Genomic DNA, 26,627 nt, shown 5'->3' with positions numbered 1-26,627 from the left:
CCAAAACCGGGTTATTGCTTTCAGCGGGGCCGAGCGGCGAGCGTCAGACGCCCTTCGGGTGCCAGACGGTCTTCATCTCCATGAACGTCTTCATCCGCCCCAGGCCCGGATCAGCGGTCCAGTCGACCGGACCGGCCGACGGGCGCAGCACCCGCTTGAGTGTGCCCGCCGCCGCCTGCTCCAACGATCGGGCCAGCTCCGGGTCGGTCACCCCGGTCAGGTCGAGCGCGTTCACGTCGGCGTGCGAGGCGAGCCAGGGCGCGGTCTCCGCCGCCTGACCGGTGAGCAGGTTGACCACCCCACCGGGCAGATCCGACGTGGCGAGCACCTCGGCCAGGGTGATCGCGGCCAGCGGCGCCTGCTCGTCGGCGAGCACCACCACCGCGTTCCCGGTGACCATCGCCGGGGCGATCACACTGACCAGCCCCAGCAGCGGCGACTCGGGCGGGGCGACGATGCCGACCACCCCGGTCTGCTCCGGAATCGTCAGGTTGAAGAACGCGCCGGCCACCGGGTTCGGGTTGCCGAGCACCTGCATGATTTTGTCGGACCAGCCGGCGTACCAGACCCAGCGGTCGATCGCCTCGTCCACCTCGGCCGGGCTGCACCCGAGGGCGACGAACTGGTCTCGCCGCCCCTCCAGCATCTCGGCCACCCGGTAGAGGATCTGACCCCGGTTGTACGCGGTCGCCCCCGCCCAACCCTTCACGGCCGCGCGGGCGGCCACCACCGCGTCGCGTACGTCCTTGCGGGAGGCGAGTGACACGTTCGAGTCCTGCACCAGATACGTCCGCCCCGACTCACTGCGCGGGAACTTCCCGCCGACGAAGAGCTTGTACGTCTTCCGTACCGCCAGCCGAGGGCGGTCCACCGTCTCAGACATCGAGGTACGCCTCCAGCCCGTGCCGGCCGCCCTCGCGACCGTAGCCCGACTCCTTGAACCCGCCGAACGGCGAGGTCGGATCGAACTTGTTGAACGTGTTCGCCCAGACCACCCCGGCGCGCAGCCGGTCGGCCATCCACAGGATCCGGGAACCCTTGTCGCTCCAGATCCCGGCCGACAGCCCGTACGGCGTGTTGTTCGCCTTCTCGACGGCCTCGGCCGGCGTGCGGAAGGTGAGCACCGACAGGACCGGCCCGAAGATCTCCTCGCGGGCGATCCGGTGTGCCTGGGTGACCCCGGTGAAGATGGTCGGCGCGAACCAGAACCCCCGGTCCGGCAGCTCGCACGGCGGCGACCAGCGCTCGGCCCCCTCGGCGCTGCCGACCTCGGAGAGTTCCCGGATCCGGTCGAGCTGCGCGGCCGAGTTGATCGCGCCGATGTCGGTGTTCTTGTCCAGCGGGTCGCCGACCCGCAGCCGGGCCATCCGCCGCTTCAGCGACTCCAGCACCTGCTCGTAGACCGACTCCTGAACCAGCAGCCGCGAACCGGCGCAGCAGACGTGCCCCTGGTTGAAGAAGATGCCGTTGACGATCCCCTCGACCGCCTGGTCGATCGGGGCGTCGTCGAAGACGATGTTGGCGGCCTTGCCGCCCAGCTCCAGGGTGAGCTTCTTGCGGCTGCCGGCGACCGCGCGGGCGATCGAACGCCCCACCTCGGTCGAACCGGTGAAGGCGACCTTGTCCACGCCCTCGTGCTCGACCAGGGCCCGGCCGGTCTCCCCGGCGCCGGTGACGATGTTGACCACACCCGGCGGCAGGTCGGCCTGCTGGCAGATCTCGGCGAAGAGCAGGGCGGTCAGCGGGGTCGTCTCGGCCGGCTTGAGCACCACCGTGTTGCCGGCGGCGAGCGCCGGGGCGATCTTCCAGGCCAGCATCAGCAGCGGGAAGTTCCACGGGATTACCTGGCCGGCCACGCCGACCGGGCGCGGGTCCGGGCCGAAGCCGGCGTGGTTCAGCTTGTCCGCCCAGCCGGCGTAGTAGAAGAAGTGCGCCGCGACCAGCGGAATGTCGGTGTCCCGGGACTCCCGGATCGGCTTGCCGTTGTCCAGCGACTCCAGCACCGCCAGCTCACGGGAACGCTCCTGGATGATCCGGGCGATCCGGTACAGGTACTTCGCCCGGTCCCGGCCCGACATCGGACCCCAGACCTTCCTGTACGCCTTGCGTGCCGCGCGTACCGCCCGGTCCACGTCGCCGGGGCCGGCCTCGGCGACCTCGGCGAGCACCTCCTCGGTGGCCGGGTTGACCGACTTGAAGCTCGCGCCGTCGGTCGGGTCGACGAACCTGCCGTCGATGAAGAGGCCGTACGACGGCCGCAGGTCCACCACGGCCCGGGACTCCGGCGCGGGCGCGTACTCGAAGACAGCCATGATCAGTCCAGGGTGAAGTAGTCGGGACCGGAGTAGGTGCCGGTCGTCAGCTTGGTGCGCTGCATCAGCAGGTCGTTGAGGAGCGTCGAGGCGCCGAACCGGAACCAGTCCGGATCCAACCAGTCCTCGCCGGTGGTCTCGTTGACCATGACCAGGTACTTGATCGCGTCCTTGGTGGTACGGATCCCACCGGCCGGCTTGACCCCGACCTGGCGACCCGTCGCGTCCCGGAAGTCGCGGACCGCCTCCAGCATCACCAGCGTCACCGGCAGCGTGGCGGCGACCGGGACCTTGCCGGTGGAGGTCTTGATGAAGTCCCCGCCAGCCAGCATCGCCAGCCACGAGGCACGCCGCACGTTGTCGTACGTGGCCAGCTCGCCCGTCTCCAGGATCACCTTCAGGTGGGCGTCGCCGCAGGCCGCCTTCACCGCCACGATCTCGTCGTAGACCTCGCGGTAGCGGCCGGAGAGGAACGCCCCCCGGTTGATCACCATGTCGATCTCGTCGGCGCCGGCCGCGACCGCCGCCTCGGTGTCGGCGAGCTTCACCGCAAGCGGGGCCTGCCCGGACGGGAACGCGGTCGCCACGCTCGCCAGGTGCACACCCGAGCCGGCCAGCGCCTCGGCCGCCACCGGGACCATCGCCGGATAGACACAGACGGCGGCGACCGCCGGGCAGGACGGGTCGGCCGGATCGGGCCGCCGCGCCTTCGCGCTCAGCGCGCGTACCTTGCCCGGGGTGTCGGCCCCTTCCAGCGTGGTCAGGTCGACCATGCGGATCGCCAGATCGATCGCCCACGCCTTGGACGTGGTCTTGATCGAGCGGGTGCCGAGCATCGCCGCCCGTTGTTCCGCGCCGACCTGGTCGACGCCGGGCAGACCGTGCAGGAAGGTACGCAGCGCGGCCTCGGACCGCCCCAGATCGGAGAGGTCGGACCACGCCGACGTCGTTGTCGCCGTCATGGCGGCAAGTCTACGCACCCGCGCGTCGATGTGATCTTGCTCACTGCCGGGACCGGACCGCCAGACTTCACCGCCTTGTCGAACCAGCGACATCCGTTGTTGGCACCGAACCCCCACCGTCCTCGGCGTGCGAGCAGTGCACTTCACCGACACCTACCTGCCCCGTCGCGACGGGGTGGTCAGCTCCATCCGCACCCTGGTGCGGGCGCTGGCCGACCGGGGACACCCCGGCCTCACCGTCGTGCCCCGCCACCCCGGCCAGACCGGCGAGCCCGACCTGATGCGGTTACGGGCGCTGCCCTGCGGCGTCGCCGACCTGCGGCTCTCCCCGTGGCTGCTGCACGGTGGCGCCGCCGCCGGCACCATCGCCGAGATCGCCGCCAGCGCACCCGAAGTCGTACACGTGCACACCCCCGGCCCGGTCGGGCTGCTCGGCGTACTCACCGCCCGGCGGCTCGGACTGCCGCTGGTCCAGACGTACCACACCGACCTGCACGCGTACGTCGACGCGTACAAGGTGCCGACCAGGGCACTGCGCGGCGCCGTCCGCCTCTACGCCCACCGGCTCGGCGTACCCCGCCCACCGGTCCGGCCCGAGCCGGCCCCGGGCGGAGCCGCACCATCCCGCCAGGCACCGGCCGCCAGCCACCGCCGGGCCGCCCTCGACGCCACCAACCTGCTCCTGCTCGGCGACGCCGACGCGGTCGTGGTGCCGACCCGGGCCGTGCTCGACCGGATCAGCCTGCCCGTCCCCGACGACCGGGTCTTCCTCGTGCCCACCGGGGTCGCCCCCTGCCGTACCTCCCCGACCGAGGTCGCGGCCTTCCGCGCCGGCAACGGCATCGCCCCGACCGACAAAGTGATCCTCTTCGTCGGCCGGGTCAACCGGGAAAAGGGCGTCGACCTTCTGATCAACTCCTTCGCCGAACTGCTCGCCGGCTGCCCCCGCGCCCGGCTGGTGCTGGTCGGCGCGATCTACGAGCCCCGCTGGCTCGCCGAACTCCTGCGTCTCGTCGGCCCGGCGGTGGCCGACCGGATCACCGTCATCGGGCAGCAACCGCCACCGGTGGTGGCCGCCGCGTACGGGGCCGCCGAGGTGCTCGCCTTCCCCTCCGGCACCGACACCCAGGCACTCGTCCTCCAGGAAGCCGCGCTCGCCGGCGTACCCGCGGTCCTGGTCGACCCGGTCCTGCACCGGCACGGGCCGCTCGCCGGGGCCGCCGACTGCGCCGCCCCCACCACCACCGGGTTCGCCGCCGCCCTGCTCCGCCTCCTCACCGACCCCGCCGCTGCCCGGCGACTCGGCCAACTCGCCGCCGACCGGGCCGCCGGACACACCCCCGAGCGGTACGCCGACGCGATCTGCGACGTCTACGCACACGCCGCCCGGCGACACGCGCAGGTTGCCCGAAGACAGGCCGAATGGGCAGGTCGACCCGGCCCCGCCCAGCCGGTCGGTGCATTCGGTAGGTTGAGCGATCGTGGACGTACTCGTCGTTGACCATCCTGTCGCCCAGACGCGGCTCACCGCGATGCGCGATGCCCGTACCGACGCGGCGTCGTTCCGCGCCGCCCTACACGAACTCACCACCACCCTGGTGTACGAGGCCGCGCGCTCCTTCCCGATCGAGCGGTACCCGATCCAGACCCCCGTCGCCCAGACCGACGGCACCCGGCTGGCCAACCCGCCGCTGCTCGTACCGGTGCTCCGGGCCGGGCTCGGGATGGCCGACTCGGCCCTCGCCCTGCTCCCCGAGTCGTCGATGGGCTTCGTCGGGCTCGCCCGCGACGAGCACACCTTCGAACCCCGCGCCTACATGGAGTCGCTGCCCCGGGACCTGACCGGCCGCCCGGTGCTGGTGCTCGACCCGATGCTCGCCACCGGCGGATCGCTGGAACACTGCTGCCGGCTCCTCGCCGAGCGGGGCTGCACCGACATCACCGTGATCTGCGTACTCGCCGCCCCCGACGGCATCGCCCGGCTGGAGCAGACCGGTCTGCCGCTGCGCCTGGTCACCGCCGCCATTGACGAGCAGCTCGACGAGCGCAAGTTCATCGTTCCCGGCCTCGGCGACGCAGGCGACCGCCAGTTCGGCGGCATGCCCCGTTTCTGAGCCTCGCTGCGCTCGGCTGGCTCGCTCCGCTTCGCGCCGCCCGGTGCGGCGTCTTCGCCCTGCGCGCACGACGGCTTCGCCGCGTGTGCTCGGGCTCCAGACGCCGCGGCGGCGCTCGGTCGACTCGCTCTGCTGGTTGCGGTGTTTCGGTGCTTCGGTGTTAGGAAGGGGCCCTTCCTATACGGAAAACGATAAGAAGGGGCCCTTCCTTACACCGAGACGGTCCAGGGGCCGGGGGTGCCGTGGTGGAAGGGTTGGGAGCCGTGGAAGACCCCCGGTTGGTCGGCGAAGACCAGGGGTAGGAAGTTGCGGTCGCTGGGCCACATCGGTACGGCGCCGCTGAGGATGTCGGACAGGTCGGTCCAGATCAGGGTGCCCTCGGGACAGCGCTCGTACGGGACGCCGGACCAGTCCGGGATCCGGAACAGGAAGCCGAACCAGTTTTCGCCATTGCGGCCGAAGCCGGGCCAGGAGATGGTGCCGGCGAGTTCCACGGTCCGGCATTCGAGTCCGGCCTCCTCGCGGATCTCCCGCCGCATGCCGGCGACCACGTCCTCACCGGGTTCGAGTTTGCCGCCGAGCCCGTTGTAGTAGCCGTAGTGCAGGTCGTCGGGGCGGGTGTCCCGGCGGATCATCAGCACCCGGCGCCGGTCGGCGGAGAGTACGTAGCCGAGGGTGGCGAGAATGGCCTGCACCCGGGCCACCTTACGGCCGGCCCCGGCGATCCCGGGCGAGGCCACCTGCACGATGGTGCGGAAACCGACTACCGTTTCGGGCCATGACAGGTGTGGCGCTGGCTGAAGAGTTGCTGTTGCTCGCGTACGACGACGAGTCGGGGAAGGCCACCGGGTCGCGGATCGGGCTCGACCTGGGGATGGCCGCCGGGGTACTGGTGGAACTGGCGCTGGCCGGTCGGGTCGCGTACGACAACGGCTCGATCGTGGTGAGCGACCCGGCGCCGACCGGGAACCCGATCACGGACGAGGTGCTGGGGCGGATGGCCGGGGACGGCCCGCTTCCGCCGGCCTCCTGGGTGCAGCGGCTCCGGCACGGGCTGCGGGACCGGATCCTGGCCGGCCTGGTGGGCCGGGGCGTGGTCCGGGACGTCGACGAGACCGCGCTCGGGCACATCCACGTGCACCGGTACCCGGCGGTCGACGCGACGGTGGAGACGGAGATCCGGGGCCGGTTGGCGGTGGCGCTCACCGGCGAGCAGGTGCCGGACGAGCGTACGGCGGCACTCGCCGCCCTGGTCGCGGCGAGCCGGATGGAACCGAGTCTGGGCTTGTCCGGTGCGGCCCTCGCGGACGCGCACCGGCGGCTGGCGGAGATCGCCGGTGGTGCCGGCTTCACCGGTGAGGTGAGCCTGGAGGAGTCGACGGTCCGCCCGTCGGTGGCCCTGGTGATCGAGGCCCTGGCCAGCGCCATCGACGCGGCCCTGGGCGCCCGGCGCTGACCGCTGCCGGGAGGGTTCAGCAGGGTCGGCGCCCCTGCCGGAGGGTCAGCGGGGCTGGAGCAGGCCGGTGGGTCGGGTCGCCGGATCGTTCTGTCCGGGGCGGGCGAGCGGCACACCGCCGCCCGTGCTCACGCCCGGTTGAAGCAGGTGGGCGAGTTCGGTGGCGGACTGGTGGGCGCGGGTCGCCTCGACCTCGGCGGTCACCTCCCACGGTGACCGGACCGGCAGGTACCGGGCCAGGAAGCTGCGCAGCATGGTGTCCGCCCGCTCCCGGTCCGCCCCGGCCGGGATGCTGTCGCTGAGGTGGACGGTGTCGTAGTCCCGCCAGTTCAGCAGGTGGTTGAGGAGTACGGGGGCCTGCGGGTCGGCCAGGTCGGTGTGCAGGTGCCGGATCGGCCCGGGCACCGCCGTCCCCCGCAGGTACGACCAGTGGTGGTGCAGGCCGGAGGCGATGGAGAGGTCCGCCGGGTGCCGGAACGGGTGACGCCGGGTCTCCGCGATCTCCTCGGAGGCGACGGCGCAGATCTCGGCGAGCACGGACCGGCGCAGCGCGTACGGGGCGTGCTTCATCTGTTCGCTGATCACCCGGCCGAAGCGGCGGGCGATGAGTCGGCGGTTGTTCTTCGCGGCGGCGGTGACCGGGGCGTCGGTGTAGGCCGGGTCACCGAGGTCGATCTGGTTACGCCGGGACGGGAAGAACTTGGTCAGCCCGTTCGGGTGGAAGAACGTACGCGGTAGCACCGGCCGTCCGAGCAGGACGTTGTCGTCGAGGTGGAGGAAGTGTTCGGCGAGCCCGGGGATCAGGTGCAGCACCGATTCGATCGCGTGCGGGTTGAAGGTCGGCAGGGTCGCGTTGTCGCCGAACAGGTCCCGGTGACTGATCACGGTCAACCCCGGTTGGGGCAGGTCCAGCCAGCGGGGCACCTGCCCGTCGGTGACCAGGTAGATGTGCCGCAGCCAGGGTGCGTACAGGTGCAGTGAGCGCAGCGAGTAGCGCAGCTCGTCGTGGTCGGCGTGCCGGATCCCGTCAACGGCCGGTTCCCCGTGCAGCCCGTGCCGGTCGTGCGCGGTCTGGAAACGGGACCGCCAGTGTGGATCTTCCCGGTCGTGCCAGGCGTAGACCGCGTCGACCGGAAACGTCACCGCGTCGGCGGAGACCCCGGCGAAGTCGGCGCGGACCGGGTAGCGGGCGTGGTAGCCGGCGGGCACGAACGGGTTCAGCGACGCGCCGGGCACCCGTACGTTCGGCCGGAAGCTGGGCACGCTGCGGGCCAGGGCGTTTGGTCGGGGCGCGGTGAGCCGGCCGTCGCCCCCGTGCCAGAACTCCAGTTCGCAGGCGTACGCGGCACCGTAGGCGAGGTCCTCGCTGATCCAGATCGGACGGTAGACCAGCACCACGTCGGCCCGGCGTACCCGCCGAGGGCCGCGTCCACCGGCACGGGGCCGGACCGCCTTGCGGCTGGGGCGTCCGATGAGGACGTCGCCGAGTCCGGCGATCGCCCGGAGCGCCTCGGCGCGCTGGTTCGCCGGCACCCCGACCCGGCTGCGCAGGCCACGGTGGTGCGGAATGGCGAAGTGTTCGACCGAGGCGTCGCCGAGCGCGGCCAGTACCCGGTCCAGGTTGCCCTGGTGGGCGCTGAGCGGGGTGGCGGCCGGGTCGACGGCGGCGGAAACCCGCCGTCCGTCCAGCCGGACCCAGCGCCGGCCGGTGTCCCGCCCGGAGCGGTCGTCGTACCACTGGCGCAGGGTCACCCCGAAGGTGCCGGCCGGCCGGTTCAGCCAACGGCTGAGCCGTACCTGCTGGTCAAAGGGGACACGCTGGTGGAGTCGGCGTCGGAGGGCGGTCGGGATGAGTGCGTAACAACGACGTGCGAGCACATCTGCTGTAACGATCAGCGACGACCAAAGGTGGTGGGGCGGGCCGCCGGGGTCAGCCCAGGCCGAGTGCCGTCGCGATCTCGGACCGGAGTGTGGTCAGCGCGGTAGTGGCCCGCACCCGGGCCGAGGCGACCGCGCCGGTGACGTCGGCCGGCGGCGCCGAACGGTCCGGGCCGCCGATCGGTTCGACCACTTCGAGGTACGCCTTGAGCTTCGGTTCGGTGCCGGAGGGCCGGATCACCACCCGGGCCGTGTCGGTGCGCAGGATCAGCACGTCCGAGACGGGGAGCAGGTCCTGCGTCGAGGTCACCGGGGCGCCGAGCAGTTCGGTGGGGGTGTCGGCACGCAACCGGGTCATCAGGTCCTGGATCTCGCGCAGGTCGTCGACCCGGACCGAGAGCTGGTCGGTGAGGTGGACACCGAACTCGGCGGCGAGTTCGTCCAGCCGGTGCAGGAGCGTACTGCCCTCGGCCTTCAGCCCGGCCGCGAGTTCGGCGACGGTCAGCGCGGCGGTGATGCCGTCCTTGTCACGTACGAGGTCCGGGGCGACGCAGTAGCCGAGCGCCTCCTCGTAGCCGAAGACCAGCGGGGTGTCGCCGGACTCGGCCCGGACGATCCACTTGAACCCGGTCAGCGTCTCGTCGTACGACACACCCCGGGCGGCGCAGATCGCGCGCAGCAGTGACGAGGAGACGATCGTGGTGGCGTAGAGGCCGGTCACGCCCCGCCGGATGAGCTGGTCGGCGAGGAGGACGCCGAGTTCGTCGCCGCGCAGCATGCGCCACTGCCGGTCCGGGCCGGGGACCGCGACGGCGCAGCGGTCGGCGTCCGGGTCGTTGGCGATGGCCAGGTCGGCGCCGATGGCCTCGGCGAGCGCGACCAGCCGGTCGACCGCGCCCGGTTCCTCCGGGTTGGGGAATGCGACGGTGGGGAAGTCGGGGTCGGGTTCGGCCTGCTCGGCCACGATCCCGGGAACGCCGAAGCCGGCGCGGGCGAAGGCGGTGGTGAGGACGGCGGCCCCCACCCCGTGCAGCGGCGTGTACGCCACCTTCAGTTGCCGGGGGCCGTCCGGGTCGAGCACCGCCGCCGCGGCTGCCACGTACCCGGCGACCAGGTCGTCGCCGAGCACCTTGCCAGCCGGGCCGAGCGGTACGGCACGGGCCGGTCCGATCGCCCGGATGGCGGCCTCGATCTCGGTGTCGGCGGGTGGGACGATCTGCGCCCCGGCGCCCCGGGGTCCGCCCATTTCCGCCCCGAGGTAGACCTTGTAGCCGTTGTCCTGGGGCGGGTTGTGGCTGGCGGTGACCATCACCCCGGCGGCTGCCCCGAGCGCCCGGACGGCGTACGCGAGGACCGGGGTGGGGAGCGGGCGGGGGAGGAGCAGCGCGGGTCGCCCGGCTCCGGTGGCGATCTGCGCGGTTCGTTCGGCGAACGTACGGGAGCCGTGCCGGGCGTCGTACCCGATGATCAGCGGTCCGGCGGCGGCGCGGGTGGCGAGCCAGGTGACCAGGCCGGCGGCGGCCTGGGTGACCACGGCGAGGTTCATCCCGTTCGGGCCGGCGCGCAGTGGTCCCCGGAGCCCGGCGGTGCCGAAGGTGAGCGGGCCGGCGAACCGGTCGGCCAGTTCGGTCGCGCTGTCGGGCAGCCGGTCGAGCAGGCCGCGCAGCTCGTCCCGGGTGGCCGGGTCGGGGTCGTCGGCCAGCCAGGCTTCGCCGAGGACGCGCAGGTTGTCGGGGTCGTTCGGGTTCGCCGTCACCCGGACTTGATAGCACGGCGGGGGACCCGGCGGGTCCGGGTCCCCCGGTCGGCGGTCAGCCGGCGGCGGTGATGGTGAAGCTCCGGACCAGTTCGTCGAAGATCGGCTTGCTCTCCTCGAACTTGGCGTCCGGGGTGGTCAGGTAGAACTCGTACGCCTTGCCGTCCTGGACGACGGCCCGCCAGATCCCGTGTCGCTTGGTGTCGCCGTCGCCGCAGGTGTATTCCAGTTCGGCGGCCGGCTTGCCGCCGAGCTCGACCTCCTGGAGACCGATTTCGGCGTACGGCTTGGCGCAGGACTTGTTGTCCGGCTTGGCCAGGATCCCGCCGGCGGATTCGAGGAACTTGATCGGGGTGGCCGACGTCTTCTCGATCAGCAGCCGGATCCGGCGACCGGAGTCGCCCGGGTCGGTGAAGTCGATGTAGAGGGCACCCTTCGGGGCGTTCTTCTTCCAGCCCTCGGGCACGTTGACCGAGATGCCGCGTTCGGCGTGTGCCTGGATCGGGAACGCCGGCCCGGCCGGTGCGCTGGGGCTTGCCCCGGCCTGCGGCAGCGGTGCAGTTTTCTCCGGGTCGCCACCGGAGAGGGCGATGATGCCGATCACGAGTACGGCGACCACGCCACCAGCGGCGGCGAGTTGGATCTTGCGAGGCCAACTCCTGATCGTGGTGAGCGCGGCATCGCCGGCCCGTCGGGCCCCGGCCACGGCGTTGCCGACGGCGCCGCCGTTGCCGCTCCCACCGGGGCGGCCGTAGGTGCCGGAGCCACCGCCGGGGGTGCCGTAGATCGCCGGCCCGCTGCCCTCGTCCCAGCGCTGGGCGGCTGGCATCGCGCCGGTCTGCGCGCTGAGCGCGACACCGGTCCTGGTCTCGTCCATCGCGCCGCCGTGCGCCATCGAGCCGGCCGAGGCACCGCCGGACTTGCGTAGCTGGGCCAGCCGGTCGGTGAGCGACTCGCCGGGGGCGAGCATCGCCGAACCGCCGATCTGGCCGGTCGGCTGCGGCTTGGCCGGCGGTGCCGGTGGCTGCCAGGCCGCGCGCTGGGCCGGCACCACCGAGTACGGGTCGGTCACCAGATGTCCGGCGGTGTTGCTCGCCAGCGGGCCGGCGAGCAGTTCGCGCAGCATGTTGCGCGAGGTGTCCACGTCGAAGCGGCGGGCCGGGTCCTTCTCCAGCAGCCCCATCAGCACCTCGGTGAGGTGGCCGGACCGGGACGGTGGGGCCGGCGGGTCCTCGACCACCGCGTGCATCGTCTCGATCGGGTCACCCCGGTCGAACGGGGGCCGCCCCTCCACCGCCGTGTAGAGCGTGACGCCGAGCGAGAAGAGGTCGCTGGGTGGGCCGAAGTCGCTGCCCATCGCGCGTTCCGGGGAGATGAAGTGCGGTGAGCCGAGCACCATGCCGGGGGTGGTGAGCTGGACGTCGGTGGGCATCCGCGCCACCCCGAAGTCGGTCAGTACGCAGCGGCCGTCGGAGGCGATCAGCACGTTCGCCGGTTTGACGTCCCGGTGCAGTACGCCGATCGCGTGCGCCACCTCGAGCGCGCCGAGCAGCGCGATGCCGATCTTGGCGACCGCCCGGGGGGCGAGCGGTCCGTCCTCGATCACCATGTCGGCGAGGCTGCGCGCGTCGAGCAGCTCCATCACGATCCAGGGCCGGCCGCCCTCGGTCACCACGTCGTAGACCTGCACCACGGCCGGGTGCTGCAGGGCGGCGGCCGCACGGGCCTCGCGCAGGGTGCGTTCGTACATCGCGTCGCGGTCACTGGGGGCGAGCCCCGGTGGCAGCACGACCTCTTTGACCGCCACGTCACGGCGGAGCAGGGTGTCGGCGGCACGCCACACAGTGCCCATGCCGCCATGGCCGACCGCTGCGCGCAGCGAGTAACGACCGCCGATGGTGGCGCCGGGAGCTGCGCGTCCGCTGGTGGGACTGACTGGTCCGCCACTCCACGTCGGAATCTGAGTCACAGGAAAGGCCGCCGGGGAAAATCGAGGGGCATGGGACACATCCCCCCTATCTTGCGGGTTGGCGTACCGGTAGCGAAAGCCGCCCCGGCCAGCGTTCTGAGGAACTCTTCCATCCGTACCGACTCACTCACTCCATGTGCCCAATTCTGGACGGAGTGTATCGAATGACGTGGCGAAGCGTGCTTTGACGGACACGGTGTGCGTAAGAGGGTGAACGGGGTATGTCAGTGTGAGGCCCGCGCCGTCCTCCGACGCGGCGACGGGCCGACCAGATGCCGGCGGCCAGTACCGAAAATCCGGCAATCCGGGCGTGGTTGGCGCCGTCCGGGCCGGACACGTGACTGCCGCAACCGTCACGCGTTGTAGGAGGTAAGGGGGCACATGCTGGCGTTTGACGGCGACCCCTGGGCCGGGTGGCAGCCACTTGAACGCTCCTACCAGGACATACGTGACGCTGCGCGGTCCGATCACTACCAAATTGATGTTGCGCAGCGTCACCATCGGAGGTCTAGGCTGTCCCAGTCCCATCCCATCCACAGCGATCGAGAATTCGACGTGACGAGTGCGTTGACGCTGCCGACCGGCAGCCCGCTGGTGTCGTCCCCATCCGAGCCGCCGCCCGGGGCCACACCTCTCCCGTACGAACTCGATCGGATGCTGGCGCTCCGGATGCCCGATCTGGTGGCCACCCGCCGCTGGATCCACGCGCACCCCGAGCTCTCCGGGCACGAGATCGCCACGGCCGCGCTGATCGTGCGCGAACTCGCCGCCGCCGGCCTCGAACCCCGGCTGCTACCACAGGGGAACGGGGTCATCTGCGACATCGGCCGCGCCAGCGGCCCGGTGATCGCCCTCCGGGCGGATCTTGACGCCCTGCCACTGACCGATGCCAAGGACGTGCCGTACCGCTCGACCGTGGACGGTGCCTGCCACGCCTGCGGACACGACGTGCACACCACCGTCCTGCTCGGCACCGGGTTGCTGCTCGCCCGACTCGCCGCCGAGGGCGGACTCGACGGTCGGGTCCGACTGCTCTTCCAGCCGGCGGAGGAGACCGTCCCGTCCGGAGCACCGGAGATCATCGCCGCTGGCGGGCTCACCGACGTCGCCGGGATCTACGCCCTGCACTGCGCGCCGTACCTGCCCGCCGGCACGGTCGGCGTACGCACCGGCCCGCTGACCGCCGCGGTCGACACGGTGGAGGTCGCGCTGAGCGGGGCCGGCGGCCACACGGCCCGGCCACACCTGACCACGGACCTGGTGCACGCCCTGGGTCGGGTGATCGTCGACGTGCCCGCGCTGCTGACCCGTCGGATGGACCCGCGCGCACCCCTCTCGCTCGTCTGGGGAACGGTGCACGCCGGTACGGCGAACAACACGATCCCCGGCGACGGCTTCGTCCGGGGAACCGTACGGACCCTGAGCGTGGACGCCTGGCGGGAGGCCCAGGACGTGATCCCCGAACTGGTACGGGACGTACTCGCCGGCACCGGCGCGAAGGCCGACGTCCGGTACCACCGGGGTTTCCCGGCAGTGGTGAACGACGAGCAGGCCACCGCGACGATCACCACCGGAGCCACCCGCGCGCTCGGCCAACACGGGGTGGTGCCAGCCGAGATCAGCATGGGCAGTGAGGATTTCTCGTTCTACCTGGAGCAGGTCCCCGGAGCGATGTTCCGCCTCGGCACCGGCGACCCCGACTCCACCATCCGCCGGGACCTCCATCACCCCGGCTTCGACGTCGACGAGCGGTCGATCGGGTACGGCGTCCGCGTCATGACGCACACCGCCCTGGCGGCCCTCGACGCCCTGCCGGGCGAAGGCGCGGCGTGACCAGGAACAGATCGACGATCGTTACGGAGTGGGTGAGTAGGTCCATGGAGCGCGTTGAGCTCGCCGACGGTACGGCGGACGCGGCGGCGGTGCGGGAACACGCGGCGCAGACGGCGGCCCTGGAACACGCGGCCGACGCGGCGGCGCAGACCGGGCACGTCTGGTACGTCTGCTACGGCTCGAACATGAGCCTCAGGCGCCTCAACTACTACCTGGCCGGTGGCCAGCCACCGTCCGGCGCGTTGACCTACCCCGGTTGCCGGGACAAGCGGCAACCCGAACGGAGCCTGCCCGTCACCCTGCCCGGCCGGGTCTACTTCGCGCTGGAGGCGCTGGCCTGGACCGGCGGCATGGCCTTCTACGACGCGGAGGATCCGGGCGAGACACCGGCCCGCGCGCACCTGCTCACCCGCTCACAGTTCTCCGACATCATGGCTCAGGAGATGTGCTTCGAGCCCGGGTCCGACCTGGACCTGACCGAGGTGCTGACCCACGGGCGGGTGGTGTTGGGGCCGGGCCACTACCAGGCCCTGCTCTACCTGGGCGACCTGGAGGGCTGCCCCAGCTTCACCTTCACCGCGCCCTGGCGGAGATCCGAGGTCGAACTGCGCAGCCCGTCCGCCACCTACCTGCGGCACCTCGCGGCCGGCCTGTCGGAGACCTACGGCTGGTCCCCGCAGCGGATCGCCGACTACCTCAGCAGCCGCCCCGGCGCCGCCGGCCACTGGTCGCCCGGCGAACTGGTCGCGGTGATCGACGAACTCCCCGGGGTGGCCGCCGATCGCAACGTCACCCGTTACGGCGAATCCGCCCGGGAATCGACCCCGGCAACCGTGGGAGCCGGTATTGGATAGGTCCCCGAGCATTAGCTGACGGCACGCGGGTGTCCTGGGGCGCGGCCGTACCCAACTTGTGCAACTCGCGCAGCTTCCACAGTGCGCTCTCAGTAGAGGAGGAACGGTCGTGCGCCAAAGTGTGATGACGGCCGAGCTGGAAAGCACGGGTACGAAGTCGCCCTTCCTGCGACATCAGCGGGAGCACCTGTGCGTCGATTGCGGCCACGCCTATCTGGACGGTTCCCCGTCGACTTCGGGACCGCATCACCGCAAGCAGCGGTTCGGGGCCGGAACGATCGTGACCAGCACCCGGGGTCCGGTCCGGGAGCTGCACATTCTGCCGCACTGCGGAACCGAACTCCCGACTGACCTGATCGAGGAGACCGATCCGGAGAACTTCGAGACGCTCTCGCAGTTGGTCCATCAGAACGTGGACCTCGGCACCGGAGCGATCTACCGGAAACTGGTCGAGGGTGTCCGTACCGGTGCCACCGAGGGCGTCGCCGTCGCCGGCTTCCACCTGTCCCGGCTGCTGCTCGACGCCAACCGGGCCACCGTCGAGGCCCAGTTGCCGGTCGACCCGTACGTGGGCAGCGCGGAGCTCTACCAGACCTACCTGCGGCGGCGCGGTCGGGACCTGCGACACGAGGCACTGCTGCCGTGGCTCGCCGCGGTGGACGAGATCCTCCAGTCGATGGACAGCCGGGGCACCGTCTACCACCACCACACGTACGACGTCCTCTCGATGAGCCCACGCCCGTGGGACCGGGGTGTCGCGGCGAAACGGCCCGCGTTCCAACTGATCTGGCGTCGGCCGTCGATCGACGGGGTCATCGACGAGGGTGGGGAATCCGCCGATCCGGGTCTCGCCCGGCTGGAGGACGTCGAAGACGTACGTTTCAGGATTCGCGATTTCCTTGAGCGGAAGATCGGCCTGGTAAACGGAAATGGTGACATCGACTATCCGTTGCTGTTGCCGGTCATGCCGTTCCGGGGATCGCGTCGGGGCGACCCGCCGACCTCCCCCCGCCATCTGGTGTACGACCTACGCAAGGACATCCTGCTCACCGAGGAACAGATCCGTTCGTGGGTGCTCGACGGGCCGTGGCGTCTTGGCGAGGGCGGCCAAGGTGGAGTGGTATCCGGCGGTGGTCCGGGCATTTCCTCGAACCACGCTTGATGGGCCTCGCGCCCATTGTCGCCCCGGCCGCCGGTGGGCGATCGATGGCCGGCCGGGGCCTCAGGCTCGTTCCGTCCGACCCTCGGCCGACGTCTCCGCCGTCCTGGGCGCCGGGGGAGTCGGCGGCGGGGGAGCGGCTGCCGGTGGCGTGGACTGCTCGGAGGAGGCCGTCACCGGAGAAGCGGGTAGCCGGCCGGTACGCCGTCGGTGCCGCCGAGTCAGCCACCAGACCAGAAGCGCTGGTACGCCGAGCGTGACCACCCAGGGCAGCAGCGCGCCGAGCACGATCAACACGACGCCCAGCGTGGCGAGCAGCGCCTGCCAGCCGCTTTGGAGCCCGGCGAGGAAGCCCTTCTCCTCCTGCTCGTCCTCGGCCACCACGGCCTCCGGCCCGATCAGTCGTACGGTGATGGTGGAGAGTGCGGTCAGGTCGCCGAGCCGGCGCTGCCGCGCTTCCAGCGCGACCAGGTCGGCCTCCCGTTTGGCCAGCTCGCCCTCCAGCATCACCAGGTCGGAAAGGGTCTTGGCCTGGGCCAGAAGCCGTCGTCCGCTCTCCACCCGGGCCTGCTGGGTCTGGATCCGGGCGGCCAGGTCCAGGGTCTCCTCGGTGACGTCCTGGGTCTTGATCTCACGGTGCTCCTGCCGGCCGAGCTTGGCCAGCGCGTCGACCACCGAGGCGAACCGGTCCGCCGGCACCCGCAGTTGCAGGGAGGCCTCGGCGTCGCCGGTGCTACTGCTCCGCTGGTCCCCGCCGACGAAGCCGCCGGCCCCGGTCGCGATCGCGACGGCCTCCGTCGCGGCCCGCTCGATCTCCTTGACCCGCACCGTCATCGAGCCGGTGTAGATGATGGAGCGCTGGTCCACCCGCAGGTTCGCCGGTGTCTGGGTGCCGGGTGGGGCCACCGCACCCGGCTTCGTATCGGCCTGGCCCTGCCCCGCGAAGTCGCCGGCCGCCGCCGCGTCGGCCTTCTCCAACGGTGCCGCGGCCGGGGCGACCGCGGCTTCGTCGCTGCCCGTCGAGTTGTCGCCGGCCTGGGCGCCGCAGCCGGCCACCGCCAGCACGGTGACCATCCCGGCCGCGCCCAGGAACCCCACCCATCGTCCTCGCGCCATACCGCGCATGACTCCTCCGAATTCCGTTTCCCCGCTCCGGGTGTTCCCTCAGACGCGAGGCGCCCGTGCCCCGGTTCCGGCAGACTGCACTGGGGAACATCACGATTCGGTTGTCGAGGAGTCACGATGCGGCGGACCAGGACCGGCCACCCGTGGTTCACCCTCCGAAAAGGACGTCGACAGCCGGTCGGGCCCGTGCTGACCCGGACCGGGGGCACCGGGCATGCCGGCTGACCTTGTCCAGCGCCTCTACACCGCCCCACCGGAGGGGTTCGTCGGGGCCCGGACCGAGGCGGTCGCCGCCGCGCGGGCGGCCGGCGACGAGGCCACCGCGCGACAGCTCGCCAAGCTGCGCAAGCCCACCGTGGCCGCCTGGCTGGTGAACCTGCTCGCGATCCGCCGACCGGAACTCGTCGCCGATCTGGTCGAGCTCGCGGCCGAGTTGCGTGCCGCCCAGCGTGACCTGCGCGGGCCCCGGCTCCGGGAACTCTCCGCCCAGCGGCGCGGTACGGTCGCCGCGCTGGTCGCCGAGGCCCGTGCGCTCGGTGTCGAGGCCGACCCGAGGTTGGGCGCCGGCAAGCTGCCCCTCGCCGAGGTCGAGGCGACGCTCCAGGCGGCGCTCGCCGACGTCGAGGTGGCCGAGCAGGTACGGTCCGGCCGCCTGGTCCGGGCGGCCAGCTACGCCGGCTTCGGCGAGGTGCCCCGGCCGCAACTGCGGCTGGTCACCGGCGGGGCCGAGGTGTTGTTACCCGAGCCGGCGGCGAGCGGACCGACCGCCACCCGAACCGCCGGCGGGGTTTCCGGGCAGCGTGGCGCCGGCTCGCCGGCCGAGCAGGCGGCCACCAGGAAGGCCACGGCACGGGAGGAGGCGGCCGAGGAGGCGGCGGCGCGGCGGGCGGCGGCCGAGCGGTCGGAGTTACGTCGAACGCTGGCGCGGGAGCTGACCGGTGCCCGTACGCGGCAGCGCCGGGCCGAGTCGGAGTTGGAGCGGGCCACGGCGGCGGAGCGGGCCGCAGGCTCCGCCCTGTCCGAGGCGGAGGCGGCTCTCGCCGAGGCGGAACGTCGCCGTGCCGCGGCTGAGCAGGAGGTCAGCCGCCGCAAACTGGCGCGCAAGTCGGCCGAGCGGGATCTCGCCGCTGCGCGACGCCGTACCGGGGACGTGCAGGCGGCGGTCGAAGCCCTCGATGCCGAGTAGTGTGCCCGAAGGCCGGGAGAACGAGCGGGCTCGATCGGGTGCCGCCGGCTCCGGCGCCGGGATCGTGGGAAGGGCGCTCAGTTGACCCCTGAACAGGCTGCCGCCGCTGCCCGACCAAGCTTGTCGGCACTGGCGAGGACGTTCCACGAGTCGCCGCAGACGTTGCGCCGGGCGCGGCTGCTCGGCCTGTCGGGCTGGGCGTTCCAGGTGGCCGGCCGGGGTGGGGCGTTGGGTGACGTGGCGGCCGAGACGGTGGCCGCGACGCTCGGCTTCCTCGCGCCCGACGCGGTCGCCGAGGGGTGGGAGGCGGCCCGGCGGGTGGCCCGACCGACCGAGGTGGCGGCGAGCATCCTCACCGAGTGCTGCCGCTGGGGCGTCGATTACCTGCACAGCTTCCCGAAGCTGGACCGCTTGTTCGACCTGGCGCAGCAGATTGTGACCAGTGCGGACGCGACCGGGATGCCGCTCTTCGCGGCGTGGCGGGCGGTGCCGGTTCCGGTGCCGGACCCCGCGGCCCGGATGGCGGTGCTGCTGCACCTGCTCCGGGAACACCAGAGCGCCGCCGCCTTGATCGCCGTACGTTCCGCCGGGCTGACACCGCTGGAGATGATCCTGGCCGGGCCGGACGGCGAGTCGGGCGCGCTGGCGAACGGGTGGCAGCCGCCGTACCCGGAGGTGGCTCCGTTGATGCGGCGCTGTCTCTGGGCCGAGGCGATGACCCACCGGATCGGCGCGAGCGGCTTCCGCGTCCTCTCCGGCTCCGAACGCAACGAACTGGTCGACCTGCTGACCAGCCTCCGTAGCGGCCTCACCTGAGGCGTCCGGGCGGTAGGAAGGGTCCCTTGTCAACGTCCGGGCGCTGACAAGGGGGCCCTTCCTCGGCGGGGTCAGGCGGTGGCGGTGCCGGTGGGGCGCGAGCGCAGTTCGGCGACGTAGTCGTCCGGCGCGCCGGCCTTCTCCGCCGCGTTGGCGATCTCGGAGAGGTACCAGGCGGTCGGCAGGCCGCCCTCGTACCCGGCGAAGACGTAGACCCAGGCGGTGATCTCGCCGTCCAGCGTGACCACCCGTACGTGCAGCTTGCGGTAGGTCTCCGCGTTCACCCCCTCGACCTCGTCGAGTTGCGCGGCGTCCCAGGGGTGTACGTCGTAGATCGCCACGAAGACGCGATCGCCCGGAGACTCCACGACAGTGGTCACCGAGCCCTCCCAGCCGATCACCCCCTCCCCGGCGAAGGTGAGGCGCCAGCCTTCCAGCCAGCCGGTGCCGATCATGGGCGAATGCGGACAGTAGGCACGCATCCGGGCGGGATCGAGGTTTGAGCCGTACGCGGCGTAATGACGCACGGCGATGACGATAGCCCGGAGGACGGGTGGTGGAGAATACGACCGTGCGTGTCGGACGGGTTGGGGAGAAGAAAGTCACTGTGAGCGCCAACGAAGGGCAAGTGCTGTGAGTCGTATCGTGATCATCGGCGGGGGGCCGGCCGGTTACGAGGCCGCCCTGGTCGCGGCCCAGTTGGATGCCGACGTCACCGTCATCGAGGCGGACGGGGCCGGTGGCGCCTGCGTACTTTCCGACTGCGTCCCGTCCAAGACCTTCATCGCCAGTTCCGACGTGGTTACCGGCTACCGGGACACGGAGGAGTTCGGGGTCCACTCGGACGGGCTGGAGGCGGTCACGGTCGACGCCGGGGCGGTGTACGCCCGGGTGAAGCGGCTCGCCCTGGCCCAGTCGGCGGATATCCACGCCAAACTCATCAAAGCGGGTGTCACCTTCGTGGCCGGCCGGGCCCGGCTCGGCGAGGACACTCTCGGTCACACCCACCGGGTGCTGGTCACCCCGACCGATGGTGACTCCGAGTATCCGCTCGACGCCTCAGTTGTCCTGATCGCCACCGGCGCCACACCCCGGGTGCTGCCCAGTGCCGTACCGGACGGGGAGCGGATCCTGACCTGGCGCCAGGTGTACGACCTGCCGGAACTGCCGGAGGATCTGATCGTGATCGGGTCCGGGGTCACCGGCGCCGAGTTCGCCAGCGCCTACCTGGCCATGGGGGTACGGGTCACCCTGGTCTCCAGCCGTGACCGGGTGATGCCGCACGAGGACGCCGACGCGGCCGCCGCGATCGAGCAGGTGTTCCGCGCCCGCGGCATGACCATCCTGAACAACTCCCGGGCCAACGGGGTACGCCGTACCGCCGACGGGGTCGAGGTGGAGCTCTCCGACGGTCGTACGCTGACCGGCTCGCACGCCCTGATGGCGGTCGGTTCGATCCCCGACACCGCCAGCCTGGGCCTGACCGAGTACGGCGTGGCGGTCTCCCCGGGCGGCTACGTCACCACCGACCGGGTCTCCCGCACCAACGTGCCGGGCATCTACGCCGCCGGTGACTGCACCGGGGTGCTCCCGTTGGCCAGTGTCGCGGCGATGCAGGGCCGGATCGCGATGTGGCACGCGCTCGGCGAGGCGGTCCAGCCACTCCGGTTGCGGACCGTCGCGGCGAACGTCTTCACCGACCCCGAACTGGCCACCGTCGGGGTGTCGCAGGACGAGGTGGATTCCGGGCGTACGCCGGCCCGGCAGGTGATGCTGCCGCTGAACGGCAACGCGCGGGCCAAGATGGCGGATCTCTCCGACGGCTTCGTCAAGCTCTTCTGTCGGCCGGCCAGCGGTCAGGTGATCGGTGGCGTGGTGGTGGCGCCGAAGGCCAGCGAGCTGATCCTGCCGATCACCCTGGCGGTGGAGAACAACCTGACCGTGGACCAGCTGGCCCACACGATCACGATCTATCCGTCGCTCTCCGGGTCGGTCACCGAGGCGGCCCGTCAGCTGATGCTGCACGAGTTGCAGTGATCCCGGAAGCTGCCAGCGCCGGTTCCGGCGTTGGCAGCTTCCCGGCGGCCCGTCCGTTGGTCAGGGTCAACGCCCAACCGGCGGCGGCGAAGCCGGCGGCGGCGAGTACCGCCACCGTGGCGAGTCGCCACACCGAGTCGGTCAGCGCGGCGCCGCCGAGGTGGCCGACCAGTGCGCCGTACGCGGCCCAGCCGAGCGCCGCCAGGGCGTCGTACGCGAGGAAGCGCCGGTACGGGTAGCGAACCCGACCCGCGTTGAAGCAGGCGATCATCCGTCCCCCGGGGACGAAGCGGCAGAGCAGGATGACCAGCGGTCCGGGTTGCCGCAGTGCCCGGGTGAACCGAGTGGCGGCCTGGCGGGAGCGGGAGCCGCCGGTGCCGTCCGGGGCGCTCTCGTCCGGCTCCGTGAGGAGCCCGGCAGGTCGACTCCCGCCGGGCCCGGTGGCTGTCCGGGTGTCGCTTGTCGCCGGCCCGTACCGGCCGCGCAGCAGGCGCCAGCCGTTGAGCAGTCGTCCCGCCCCGACCCGGCCGAGCAGGTAGCAGGCGGTGTCCCCGCAGAACACCCCGAGCGCGCCGACGGCGATGGTGAGCGGCAGGTTCAGGTTGCCGTAGATGGTCAGCGCCCCGCCGGTGATCATGATGACCTGGGTCGGCACCACCGGCACGAAGGCGTCCACGACCAGGAGGACGAAGAGCGCCAGGTACGCCGACGCGGGTGACGCGACGTTGGTGAGTAGCTCGGGCACGCGGTTCACCTCGACGCGTTCGGCCGACATGGTCTTGGTCGAGCCTGAACTGCCGGTGTCCGTCGACCGACACAGGCCCGACCAGTGGTGATACCGGCCACGCTACGGCTAACGAACGGCGATGACCGGGCGATACCGGTGGTGTCGCGCCAGTCGGTGGGGGTTGTCGGGGGTCGGGGTCGACGGGACCCGGTGGACGGGGCGATCGGCGTACCGTTGGGGTACGCGACCCGCCACCTCAGGTCCCCCCGTTCCTGACGGTTACGGCTAGCCGACGGGCCGCCGACGGGTCCCGCGTCGGCGGCCCCACCATGGGGGCGGGCAGGCGCCGTCGCGTTGTTCAGATGCCCGGCTGTACGTCGTTGCCCGGTGCCGAGGAGAGCCAGGGCAGGAATCGGCGCAGCCACAGATCCACGCCGGGGATCGCCAGTATCCGGGTGATCGCACCGGCGACGACGATGAGCTGGGCGACCGCCGGCACGGTGTCGAGTCCGGTGGTCGCCGCCACGGTGGGGACCAGGGACAGGGCGCCGACGAGCGCGGCGAGAATGGTCCGGGCGGTGGCCCGCCAGGGGTGCCGGGTCTGGGTGGTGGTGGGGGTCATGGGGTGCCTCCCGGGGTGACGAGGGAGCGGTCGGTTGATCAGGGTGGACACCCTGCTCAACCTCCACGAACCTGGACGGATGCGCCTATGTCGTAAAGATGACAATCAATGGCGGGTGGGCGTCCGGAATGCCCGGCCCCGTCGACTGGTAACGGCAAGGAGTCGAGTTTCGCCGTTACGTGGGCGCAACGAGATCGGCGTAGCGTCAGGACATGGCGGACTTGTTCGAGGACTACCGCCTCGGCCCCGGGTGGGACGAGATGTTCGGCGAGCCGGGCATGCCGCGGGAGACGTACGAAGCGCTGCATGCCACCCTGCAACCACTGTCCAGTGTCGAACTGGGAATCCGGGCCGAAGTTCTCGCCAGGGCCTTCCTCGACCAGGGGATCACGTTCGCGCTCAAGGGCATCGAACGGCCGTTCCCGCTCGACATCGTGCCGCGGATCATCGCCGCCGACCAGTGGCGGGTGGTCGAGGCCGGAGTGGCCCAGCGGGTCCGCACCCTGGAGGCGTTCCTCGCCGACATCTACGGCGCCGGCCAGGTGCTCGCCGACGGGGTGGTACCGCGCCGGATCGTCGTCACCAGCGCGCACTTCCACCGCGAGGCGGCCGGGGTCAACCCGCACAACGGCGTACGGATCCACGTCGCCGGGGTCGACCTGATCCGCGACGAGCAGGGCACCTTCCGGGTGCTGGAGGACAACGTACGGGTCCCTTCCGGAGTGAGCTACGTGATGGAGAACCGCCGGGCGATGGCGCACGTACTGCCCGAGGTCTTCGCCGCCACCAGGATCCTGCCGGTCGAGTCGTACCCGGGGCAGTTGCTGCGCGCCCTGCGCGCCGCCGCACCGGTCGGGGTCAGCGACCCGACGGTGGTGGTGCTCACCCCCGGGGTGCACAACTCCGCCTACTTCGAGCACGCCCTGCTCGCCCGGGAGATGGGCGTCGAGCTGGTCGAGGGCCGGGACCTGGTCTGCGTGGGCAACGAAGTGGCGATGCGGACCACCGCGGGCGAACAGCGGGTGGACGTGATCTACCGGCGGATCGACGACGAGTTCCTCGACCCGGTGCACTTCCGGGCCGACTCGGTGATCGGTGTGGCCGGGCTACTCAACGCCGCACGGGCCGGTCGGGTCACCATCGCCAACGCGGTCGGCAACGGCGTCGCCGACGACAAGCTGCTCTACACGTACGTCCCGGAACTGATCCGCTACTACCTGGACGAGGAGCCGATCCTGCCGAACGTGGAGACCTACCGGCTGGAGGACCCCGACGTCCTGGCCCACGTGCTGGAACGGCTCGACCAACTGGTGCTGAAACCGGTCGACGGTTCCGGCGGTGCGGGCATCGTGATCGGCTCCCAGGCCGGTGACGAGGAACTGGCCCAACTGGCGGAGCGGATACGCCACGACCCGCGCGGCTGGATCGCCCAGCGGGAGGTCGCCCTCTCCATGGTGCCGACGCTGGTCGGCAACCGGCTTCGGGCCCGGCACGTCGACCTGCGGCCGTTCGCGGTCAACGACGGCGAACGGGTCTCGGTGCTGCCCGGCGGGCTGACCCGGGTCGCACTGCCGGAAGGCGCCCTGGTGGTCAACTCCAGTCAGGGAGGCGGTTCGAAGGACACCTGGATACTTGCCGACGCGCCGGCCGCCGCGATCACCGTCACCGACCCACCGGCGCCGCCCGAGGCACCCCGGCTCGTGAACCTCCCGCCCGGGACCAGCGCCCCTGCGCCGCGCAGCCCCGATCCGGGTCCCGACTCCGGGCCGGTCGCCGTCCAGCAGCAACAGCAACAGCAGTCCAGCCGGATCGACGGGCCGCTCGACCGGGGGCCGTCGTGCTGAGCCGGATCGCGGAATCGCTCTACTGGATCGGCCGGTACGTCGAGCGAGCCGAGGACACCGCCCGCATCCTCGACGTACACCTGCACCGGATGCTCGCCGACCCCTGGTCCGACGAGGAGACCGCCTGCCGCTCACTGCTCGCCGTGATGGGCGTACCACCACCGGAGCAGCCCGTCTCCGCGGCCCGGGTGGTCGGCCTGCTCGGCCTCGACGAGGGGAGCCACAGTTCGGTGGTGGGCGCGCTCGCCGCCGCGCGGGAGAACGCGCGGGGAGCCAGGGAGACCATCTCCGCAGACATGTGGGAGGGGCTCAACGCCACCTGGCACGGCCTGCCGGACGCCCGTCGGCGGGTCGAGCAGCAGGGTGTGCACGCCTTCTTCCGCTGGGTACGCGAGCGTTGCGCGGTCCTCGCCGGACTCGCCGACGCCACCATGAGTCGGGACGAGGGCTGGCTCTTCATGGTCCTCGGCCGCAGTGTGGAACGGGTCGACATGACCGCCCGGCTGCTCTCCACCCACGTACGGGCCGGCGGCAGCATTCCGTCCTGGCTGACCCTGTTGCGCTCGTGCGGTGCCTGGGAGACCTTCCTGCGCACCTATCGGGGCTCGCTCGACGACCGGTACGCCGCCGAGTTCCTCCTGCTCGACCGGCTCTTTCCCCGGTCGGTCTTTGCCGCGCTCTCCGCCGCCGAGGCATGTCTCACCGAGCTCGAACCGGCCGGCGGACCAGGGCAGCCGGGCCGTGTCGGGGTCAGCACCGAGGCACAGCGGATCGTCGGCCGGGCCCGGACCAATCTCGAGTTCCGAGGAGCCGACGAACTCCTGACCGACTTCCCCGCGGTGCTGGCCAGCCTGGAACGCACCTGTTCCCAGGTGAACGAGGCGGTCTCCGGCCGCTACTTCCGGCAGACCTCGGCGGTCGCCTGGATGCCGGAGGCAGTGGCGTGAGCGCGGCGATCGGGGTGCCGGCGTGAGCGTCGACAGCTGGCGGTTGAAGATCATCCACCGGACCGGGTTCAGCTACGCCGGCAAGGTCGCGTCCTCGTACAACGAGGCCCGGATGTCGCCCCGGAACGAAACCCGCCAGGCGGTGCTGGACGCCCGGGTGGAGGTGTGGCCCTCCGCCCGCACCTACCGTTACGAGGACTACTGGGGCACCTCGGTCACCGCCTTCGACGTACACAGTCCGCACGAGGCACTCCAGGTCACCGCCGCGTCGACCGTGGAGACCCTGCCCGCCGGCGACCTGCTCCCACCCGGCGGCGGCGCGACCTGGGCCGACCTGGGCCGGCCCGAACACGTCGACCGGTGGCACGAACTGCTGCTGCCGACCCCGCGTACGGCGCTGGACGAGGAGCTGACCGCACTGGCCGAGATCGCCCGCGCCGGCCACTCCACCCCGCACGCGACCGCGCTCGCGCTCTGCGAGCAGATCCGCGAGGAGGTTGCGTACACGGCCGGCGCCACCGGCGTACAAACCGACGCGGTGCAGGCCTGGCGCCAGCGCAAAGGTGTCTGCCAGGACCACAGCCACCTCCTGGTAGGGCTGCTCCGGGCCGCCGGCATACCCGCCCGCTACGTCTCCGGCTATCTGCACCCGTCGCCCTCGGCCAGCATCGGCGAGGCCGTCACCGGCCAGAGCCACGCCTGGGTGGAGTGGTGGGTGGGCCGCTGGACGGGCTTCGACCCCACCAACGGCATTCCGGTCGGCGAGCGGCACGTGGTGGTCGGCCGAGGACGCGAGTACGGCGACGTACCCCCGCTCAAAGGTGTCTACTCCGGCCCGGAAAACACCGGCCAGGGCGTAGAGGTCACCATCACCCGCCTCCGCTGAGGTGTAAGGAAGGGCCCCTTCTTAACGCTATGCGTTAAGAAGGGGCCCTTCCTTACCTGCATCGAGGGGATTCGCGGGTGCGGCGGGCGGAAGTGGCGGTGTAACCTGCGTGGCATGCAGCGCTGCGCGGTACTGACGACGACG

Annotated in this window: 23 protein-coding genes; 12 read left to right on the top strand and 11 right to left on the bottom strand. The window is 71.6% G+C overall.

What is annotated here, in order from left to right; translation table 11 throughout:
* Nucleotides 1-43: 43 nt before the first annotated feature.
* From BDK92_RS14455 to deoC, 3 genes are read right to left on the bottom strand one after another with little or no spacing between them, the layout of a single operon-like run.
* Nucleotides 44-883, bottom strand: a complete 840-nt coding sequence (locus BDK92_RS14455) for an aldehyde dehydrogenase family protein (protein ID WP_121157190.1) — start codon at nt 881-883, stop codon at nt 44-46.
* A complete protein-coding gene (locus BDK92_RS14450; RefSeq protein WP_121157189.1) occupies nt 876-2,312 on the bottom strand; it encodes an aldehyde dehydrogenase family protein in 1,437 nt (478 codons plus the stop codon). The genes BDK92_RS14455 and BDK92_RS14450 overlap by 8 nt, the downstream gene beginning before the upstream one ends.
* 2 nt (nt 2,313-2,314) lie before the next feature.
* Complete coding sequence (gene deoC / locus BDK92_RS14445) at nt 2,315-3,274, bottom strand: deoxyribose-phosphate aldolase (RefSeq protein ID WP_121157188.1); 960 nt, start codon at nt 3,272-3,274, stop codon at nt 2,315-2,317.
* 127 nt (nt 3,275-3,401) lie between these two features.
* Here deoC and BDK92_RS14440 point away from each other — a divergent pair, with 127 nt between their 5' ends.
* Both BDK92_RS14440 and upp read left to right on the top strand, forming a co-directional pair.
* Nucleotides 3,402-4,775, top strand: coding sequence for a glycosyltransferase (locus BDK92_RS14440; RefSeq protein WP_121157187.1), 1,374 nt, complete (start codon nt 3,402-3,404; stop codon nt 4,773-4,775).
* Nucleotides 4,756-5,388: a uracil phosphoribosyltransferase gene (upp, locus tag BDK92_RS14435; protein WP_121157186.1), complete on the top strand. Its 633-nt coding sequence runs from the start codon at nt 4,756-4,758 to the stop codon at nt 5,386-5,388. The genes BDK92_RS14440 and upp overlap by 20 nt, the downstream gene beginning before the upstream one ends.
* A 209-nt stretch (nt 5,389-5,597) precedes the next feature.
* Here upp and BDK92_RS14430 read toward each other — a convergent pair whose 3' ends face one another.
* Nucleotides 5,598-6,128 carry an NUDIX hydrolase gene (locus tag BDK92_RS14430; RefSeq protein ID WP_246017035.1) on the bottom strand — a complete coding sequence of 177 codons (531 nt, stop codon included), beginning with the start codon at nt 6,126-6,128 and terminating at the stop codon, nt 5,598-5,600.
* Nucleotides 6,129-6,166: 38 nt separating this feature from the next.
* Here BDK92_RS14430 and BDK92_RS14425 point away from each other — a divergent pair, with 38 nt between their 5' ends.
* Nucleotides 6,167-6,844 carry a GOLPH3/VPS74 family protein gene (locus tag BDK92_RS14425; RefSeq protein ID WP_121157185.1) on the top strand — a complete coding sequence of 226 codons (678 nt, stop codon included), beginning with the start codon at nt 6,167-6,169 and terminating at the stop codon, nt 6,842-6,844.
* A gap of 45 nt (nt 6,845-6,889) precedes the next feature.
* On the opposite strand, the gene BDK92_RS14420 is transcribed toward BDK92_RS14425, so the two are convergent.
* Genes BDK92_RS14420 through BDK92_RS14410 form a run of 3 tightly spaced genes read right to left on the bottom strand, consistent with a single transcriptional unit; the run spans nt 6,890 to nt 12,447 of the window.
* Entirely contained in the window at nt 6,890-8,722 is a 1,833-nt protein-coding gene (locus tag BDK92_RS14420) for a stealth conserved region 3 domain-containing protein (protein WP_121157184.1), read from the bottom strand.
* A 52-nt stretch (nt 8,723-8,774) separates the two neighbouring features.
* Nucleotides 8,775-10,478 carry a phospho-sugar mutase gene (locus tag BDK92_RS14415; protein WP_121157183.1) on the bottom strand — a complete coding sequence of 568 codons (1,704 nt, stop codon included), beginning with the start codon at nt 10,476-10,478 and terminating at the stop codon, nt 8,775-8,777.
* A gap of 55 nt (nt 10,479-10,533) precedes the next feature.
* Complete coding sequence (locus BDK92_RS14410) at nt 10,534-12,447, bottom strand: serine/threonine-protein kinase (RefSeq protein ID WP_121157182.1); 1,914 nt, start codon at nt 12,445-12,447, stop codon at nt 10,534-10,536.
* A 555-nt stretch (nt 12,448-13,002) separates the two neighbouring features.
* Here BDK92_RS14410 and BDK92_RS14405 point away from each other — a divergent pair.
* From BDK92_RS14405 to BDK92_RS14395, 3 genes are all read left to right on the top strand, one after another.
* Entirely contained in the window at nt 13,003-14,280 is a 1,278-nt protein-coding gene (locus tag BDK92_RS14405; protein ID WP_121157181.1) for an amidohydrolase, read from the top strand.
* 44 nt (nt 14,281-14,324) lie between these two features.
* A complete protein-coding gene (locus tag BDK92_RS14400; protein ID WP_211349220.1) occupies nt 14,325-15,134 on the top strand; it encodes a histone deacetylase in 810 nt (269 codons plus the stop codon).
* Between the two features lie 280 nt (nt 15,135-15,414).
* Nucleotides 15,415-16,296, top strand: coding sequence for an N-formylglutamate amidohydrolase (locus tag BDK92_RS14395; protein ID WP_170208588.1), 882 nt, complete (start codon nt 15,415-15,417; stop codon nt 16,294-16,296).
* Between the two features lie 60 nt (nt 16,297-16,356).
* Here the strand turns inward: BDK92_RS14395 and BDK92_RS14390 are convergent, their stop codons facing one another.
* Nucleotides 16,357-17,409, bottom strand: coding sequence for a DUF4349 domain-containing protein (locus tag BDK92_RS14390; protein WP_121157179.1), 1,053 nt, complete (start codon nt 17,407-17,409; stop codon nt 16,357-16,359).
* 223 nt (nt 17,410-17,632) lie between these two features.
* On the opposite strand from BDK92_RS14390, the gene BDK92_RS14385 reads away from it, so the two are divergent.
* Together BDK92_RS14385 and BDK92_RS14380 are read left to right on the top strand one after the other, a co-directional pair.
* Complete coding sequence (locus BDK92_RS14385) at nt 17,633-18,604, top strand: hypothetical protein (protein ID WP_121157178.1); 972 nt, start codon at nt 17,633-17,635, stop codon at nt 18,602-18,604.
* An 81-nt stretch (nt 18,605-18,685) separates the two neighbouring features.
* Nucleotides 18,686-19,420 carry an SCO6745 family protein gene (locus tag BDK92_RS14380; RefSeq protein ID WP_121157177.1) on the top strand — a complete coding sequence of 245 codons (735 nt, stop codon included), beginning with the start codon at nt 18,686-18,688 and terminating at the stop codon, nt 19,418-19,420.
* Nucleotides 19,421-19,491: 71 nt separating this feature from the next.
* On the opposite strand, the gene BDK92_RS14375 is transcribed toward BDK92_RS14380, so the two are convergent.
* A complete protein-coding gene (locus tag BDK92_RS14375; RefSeq protein WP_121157176.1) occupies nt 19,492-19,947 on the bottom strand; it encodes a gamma-glutamylcyclotransferase in 456 nt (151 codons plus the stop codon).
* 106 nt (nt 19,948-20,053) lie between these two features.
* Here BDK92_RS14375 and BDK92_RS14370 point away from each other — a divergent pair, with 106 nt between their 5' ends.
* Nucleotides 20,054-21,457, top strand: coding sequence for an NAD(P)H-quinone dehydrogenase (locus tag BDK92_RS14370; protein ID WP_121157175.1), 1,404 nt, complete (start codon nt 20,054-20,056; stop codon nt 21,455-21,457).
* On the opposite strand, the gene BDK92_RS14365 is transcribed toward BDK92_RS14370, so the two are convergent.
* Both BDK92_RS14365 and BDK92_RS14360 read right to left on the bottom strand, forming a co-directional pair.
* A complete protein-coding gene (locus BDK92_RS14365; RefSeq protein ID WP_121162121.1) occupies nt 21,414-22,202 on the bottom strand; it encodes a DedA family protein in 789 nt (262 codons plus the stop codon). The genes BDK92_RS14370 and BDK92_RS14365 overlap by 44 nt on opposite strands.
* Nucleotides 22,203-22,542: 340 nt before the next feature.
* Nucleotides 22,543-22,806, bottom strand: coding sequence for a hypothetical protein (locus BDK92_RS14360; protein WP_121157174.1), 264 nt, complete (start codon nt 22,804-22,806; stop codon nt 22,543-22,545).
* Nucleotides 22,807-23,018: 212 nt separating this feature from the next.
* Here BDK92_RS14360 and BDK92_RS14355 point away from each other — a divergent pair, with 212 nt between their 5' ends.
* From BDK92_RS14355 to BDK92_RS14345, 3 genes are read left to right on the top strand one after another with little or no spacing between them, the layout of a single operon-like run.
* Complete coding sequence (locus BDK92_RS14355) at nt 23,019-24,650, top strand: circularly permuted type 2 ATP-grasp protein (RefSeq protein ID WP_121157173.1); 1,632 nt, start codon at nt 23,019-23,021, stop codon at nt 24,648-24,650.
* On the top strand, nt 24,644-25,597 hold the full coding sequence (locus BDK92_RS14350; RefSeq protein WP_121157172.1) for an alpha-E domain-containing protein: 954 nt from the start codon (nt 24,644-24,646) through the stop codon (nt 25,595-25,597). Before BDK92_RS14355 ends, BDK92_RS14350 begins: the two co-directional genes overlap by 7 nt.
* A gap of 22 nt (nt 25,598-25,619) precedes the next feature.
* A complete protein-coding gene (locus BDK92_RS14345) occupies nt 25,620-26,483 on the top strand; it encodes a transglutaminase family protein (protein ID WP_246017034.1) in 864 nt (287 codons plus the stop codon).
* Nucleotides 26,484-26,627: the final 144 nt, after the last annotated feature.

This window comes from Micromonospora pisi, from assembly GCF_003633685.1.
In the GTDB taxonomy this organism is placed as follows: domain Bacteria; phylum Actinomycetota; class Actinomycetes; order Mycobacteriales; family Micromonosporaceae; genus Micromonospora_G; species Micromonospora_G pisi.
Note: the sequence above shows the minus strand (reverse complement) of the source record. Positions and strands in the feature narration are given on the sequence as shown.

Bases quoted from the DNA above. Each gene is read 5' to 3' on its own strand.
- BDK92_RS14425 (WP_121157185.1), top strand. From the start codon at position 6,167: ATGACAGGTGTGGCGCTGGCTGAAGAGTTGCTGTTGCTCGCGTACGAC.
- BDK92_RS14400 (WP_211349220.1), top strand. From the start codon at position 14,325: ATGGAGCGCGTTGAGCTCGCCGACGGTACGGCGGACGCGGCGGCGGTG.
- BDK92_RS14360 (WP_121157174.1), bottom strand. From the start codon at position 22,806: ATGACCCCCACCACCACCCAGACCCGGCACCCCTGGCGGGCCACCGCC.
- BDK92_RS14455 (WP_121157190.1), bottom strand. From the start codon at position 883: ATGTCTGAGACGGTGGACCGCCCTCGGCTGGCGGTACGGAAGACGTAC.
- BDK92_RS14450 (WP_121157189.1), bottom strand. From the start codon at position 2,312: ATGGCTGTCTTCGAGTACGCGCCCGCGCCGGAGTCCCGGGCCGTGGTG.
- BDK92_RS14390 (WP_121157179.1), bottom strand. From the start codon at position 17,409: ATGGCGCGAGGACGATGGGTGGGGTTCCTGGGCGCGGCCGGGATGGTC.
- BDK92_RS14385 (WP_121157178.1), top strand. From the start codon at position 17,633: ATGCCGGCTGACCTTGTCCAGCGCCTCTACACCGCCCCACCGGAGGGG.
- BDK92_RS14355 (WP_121157173.1), top strand. From the start codon at position 23,019: ATGGCGGACTTGTTCGAGGACTACCGCCTCGGCCCCGGGTGGGACGAG.
- deoC (WP_121157188.1), bottom strand. From the start codon at position 3,274: ATGACGGCGACAACGACGTCGGCGTGGTCCGACCTCTCCGATCTGGGG.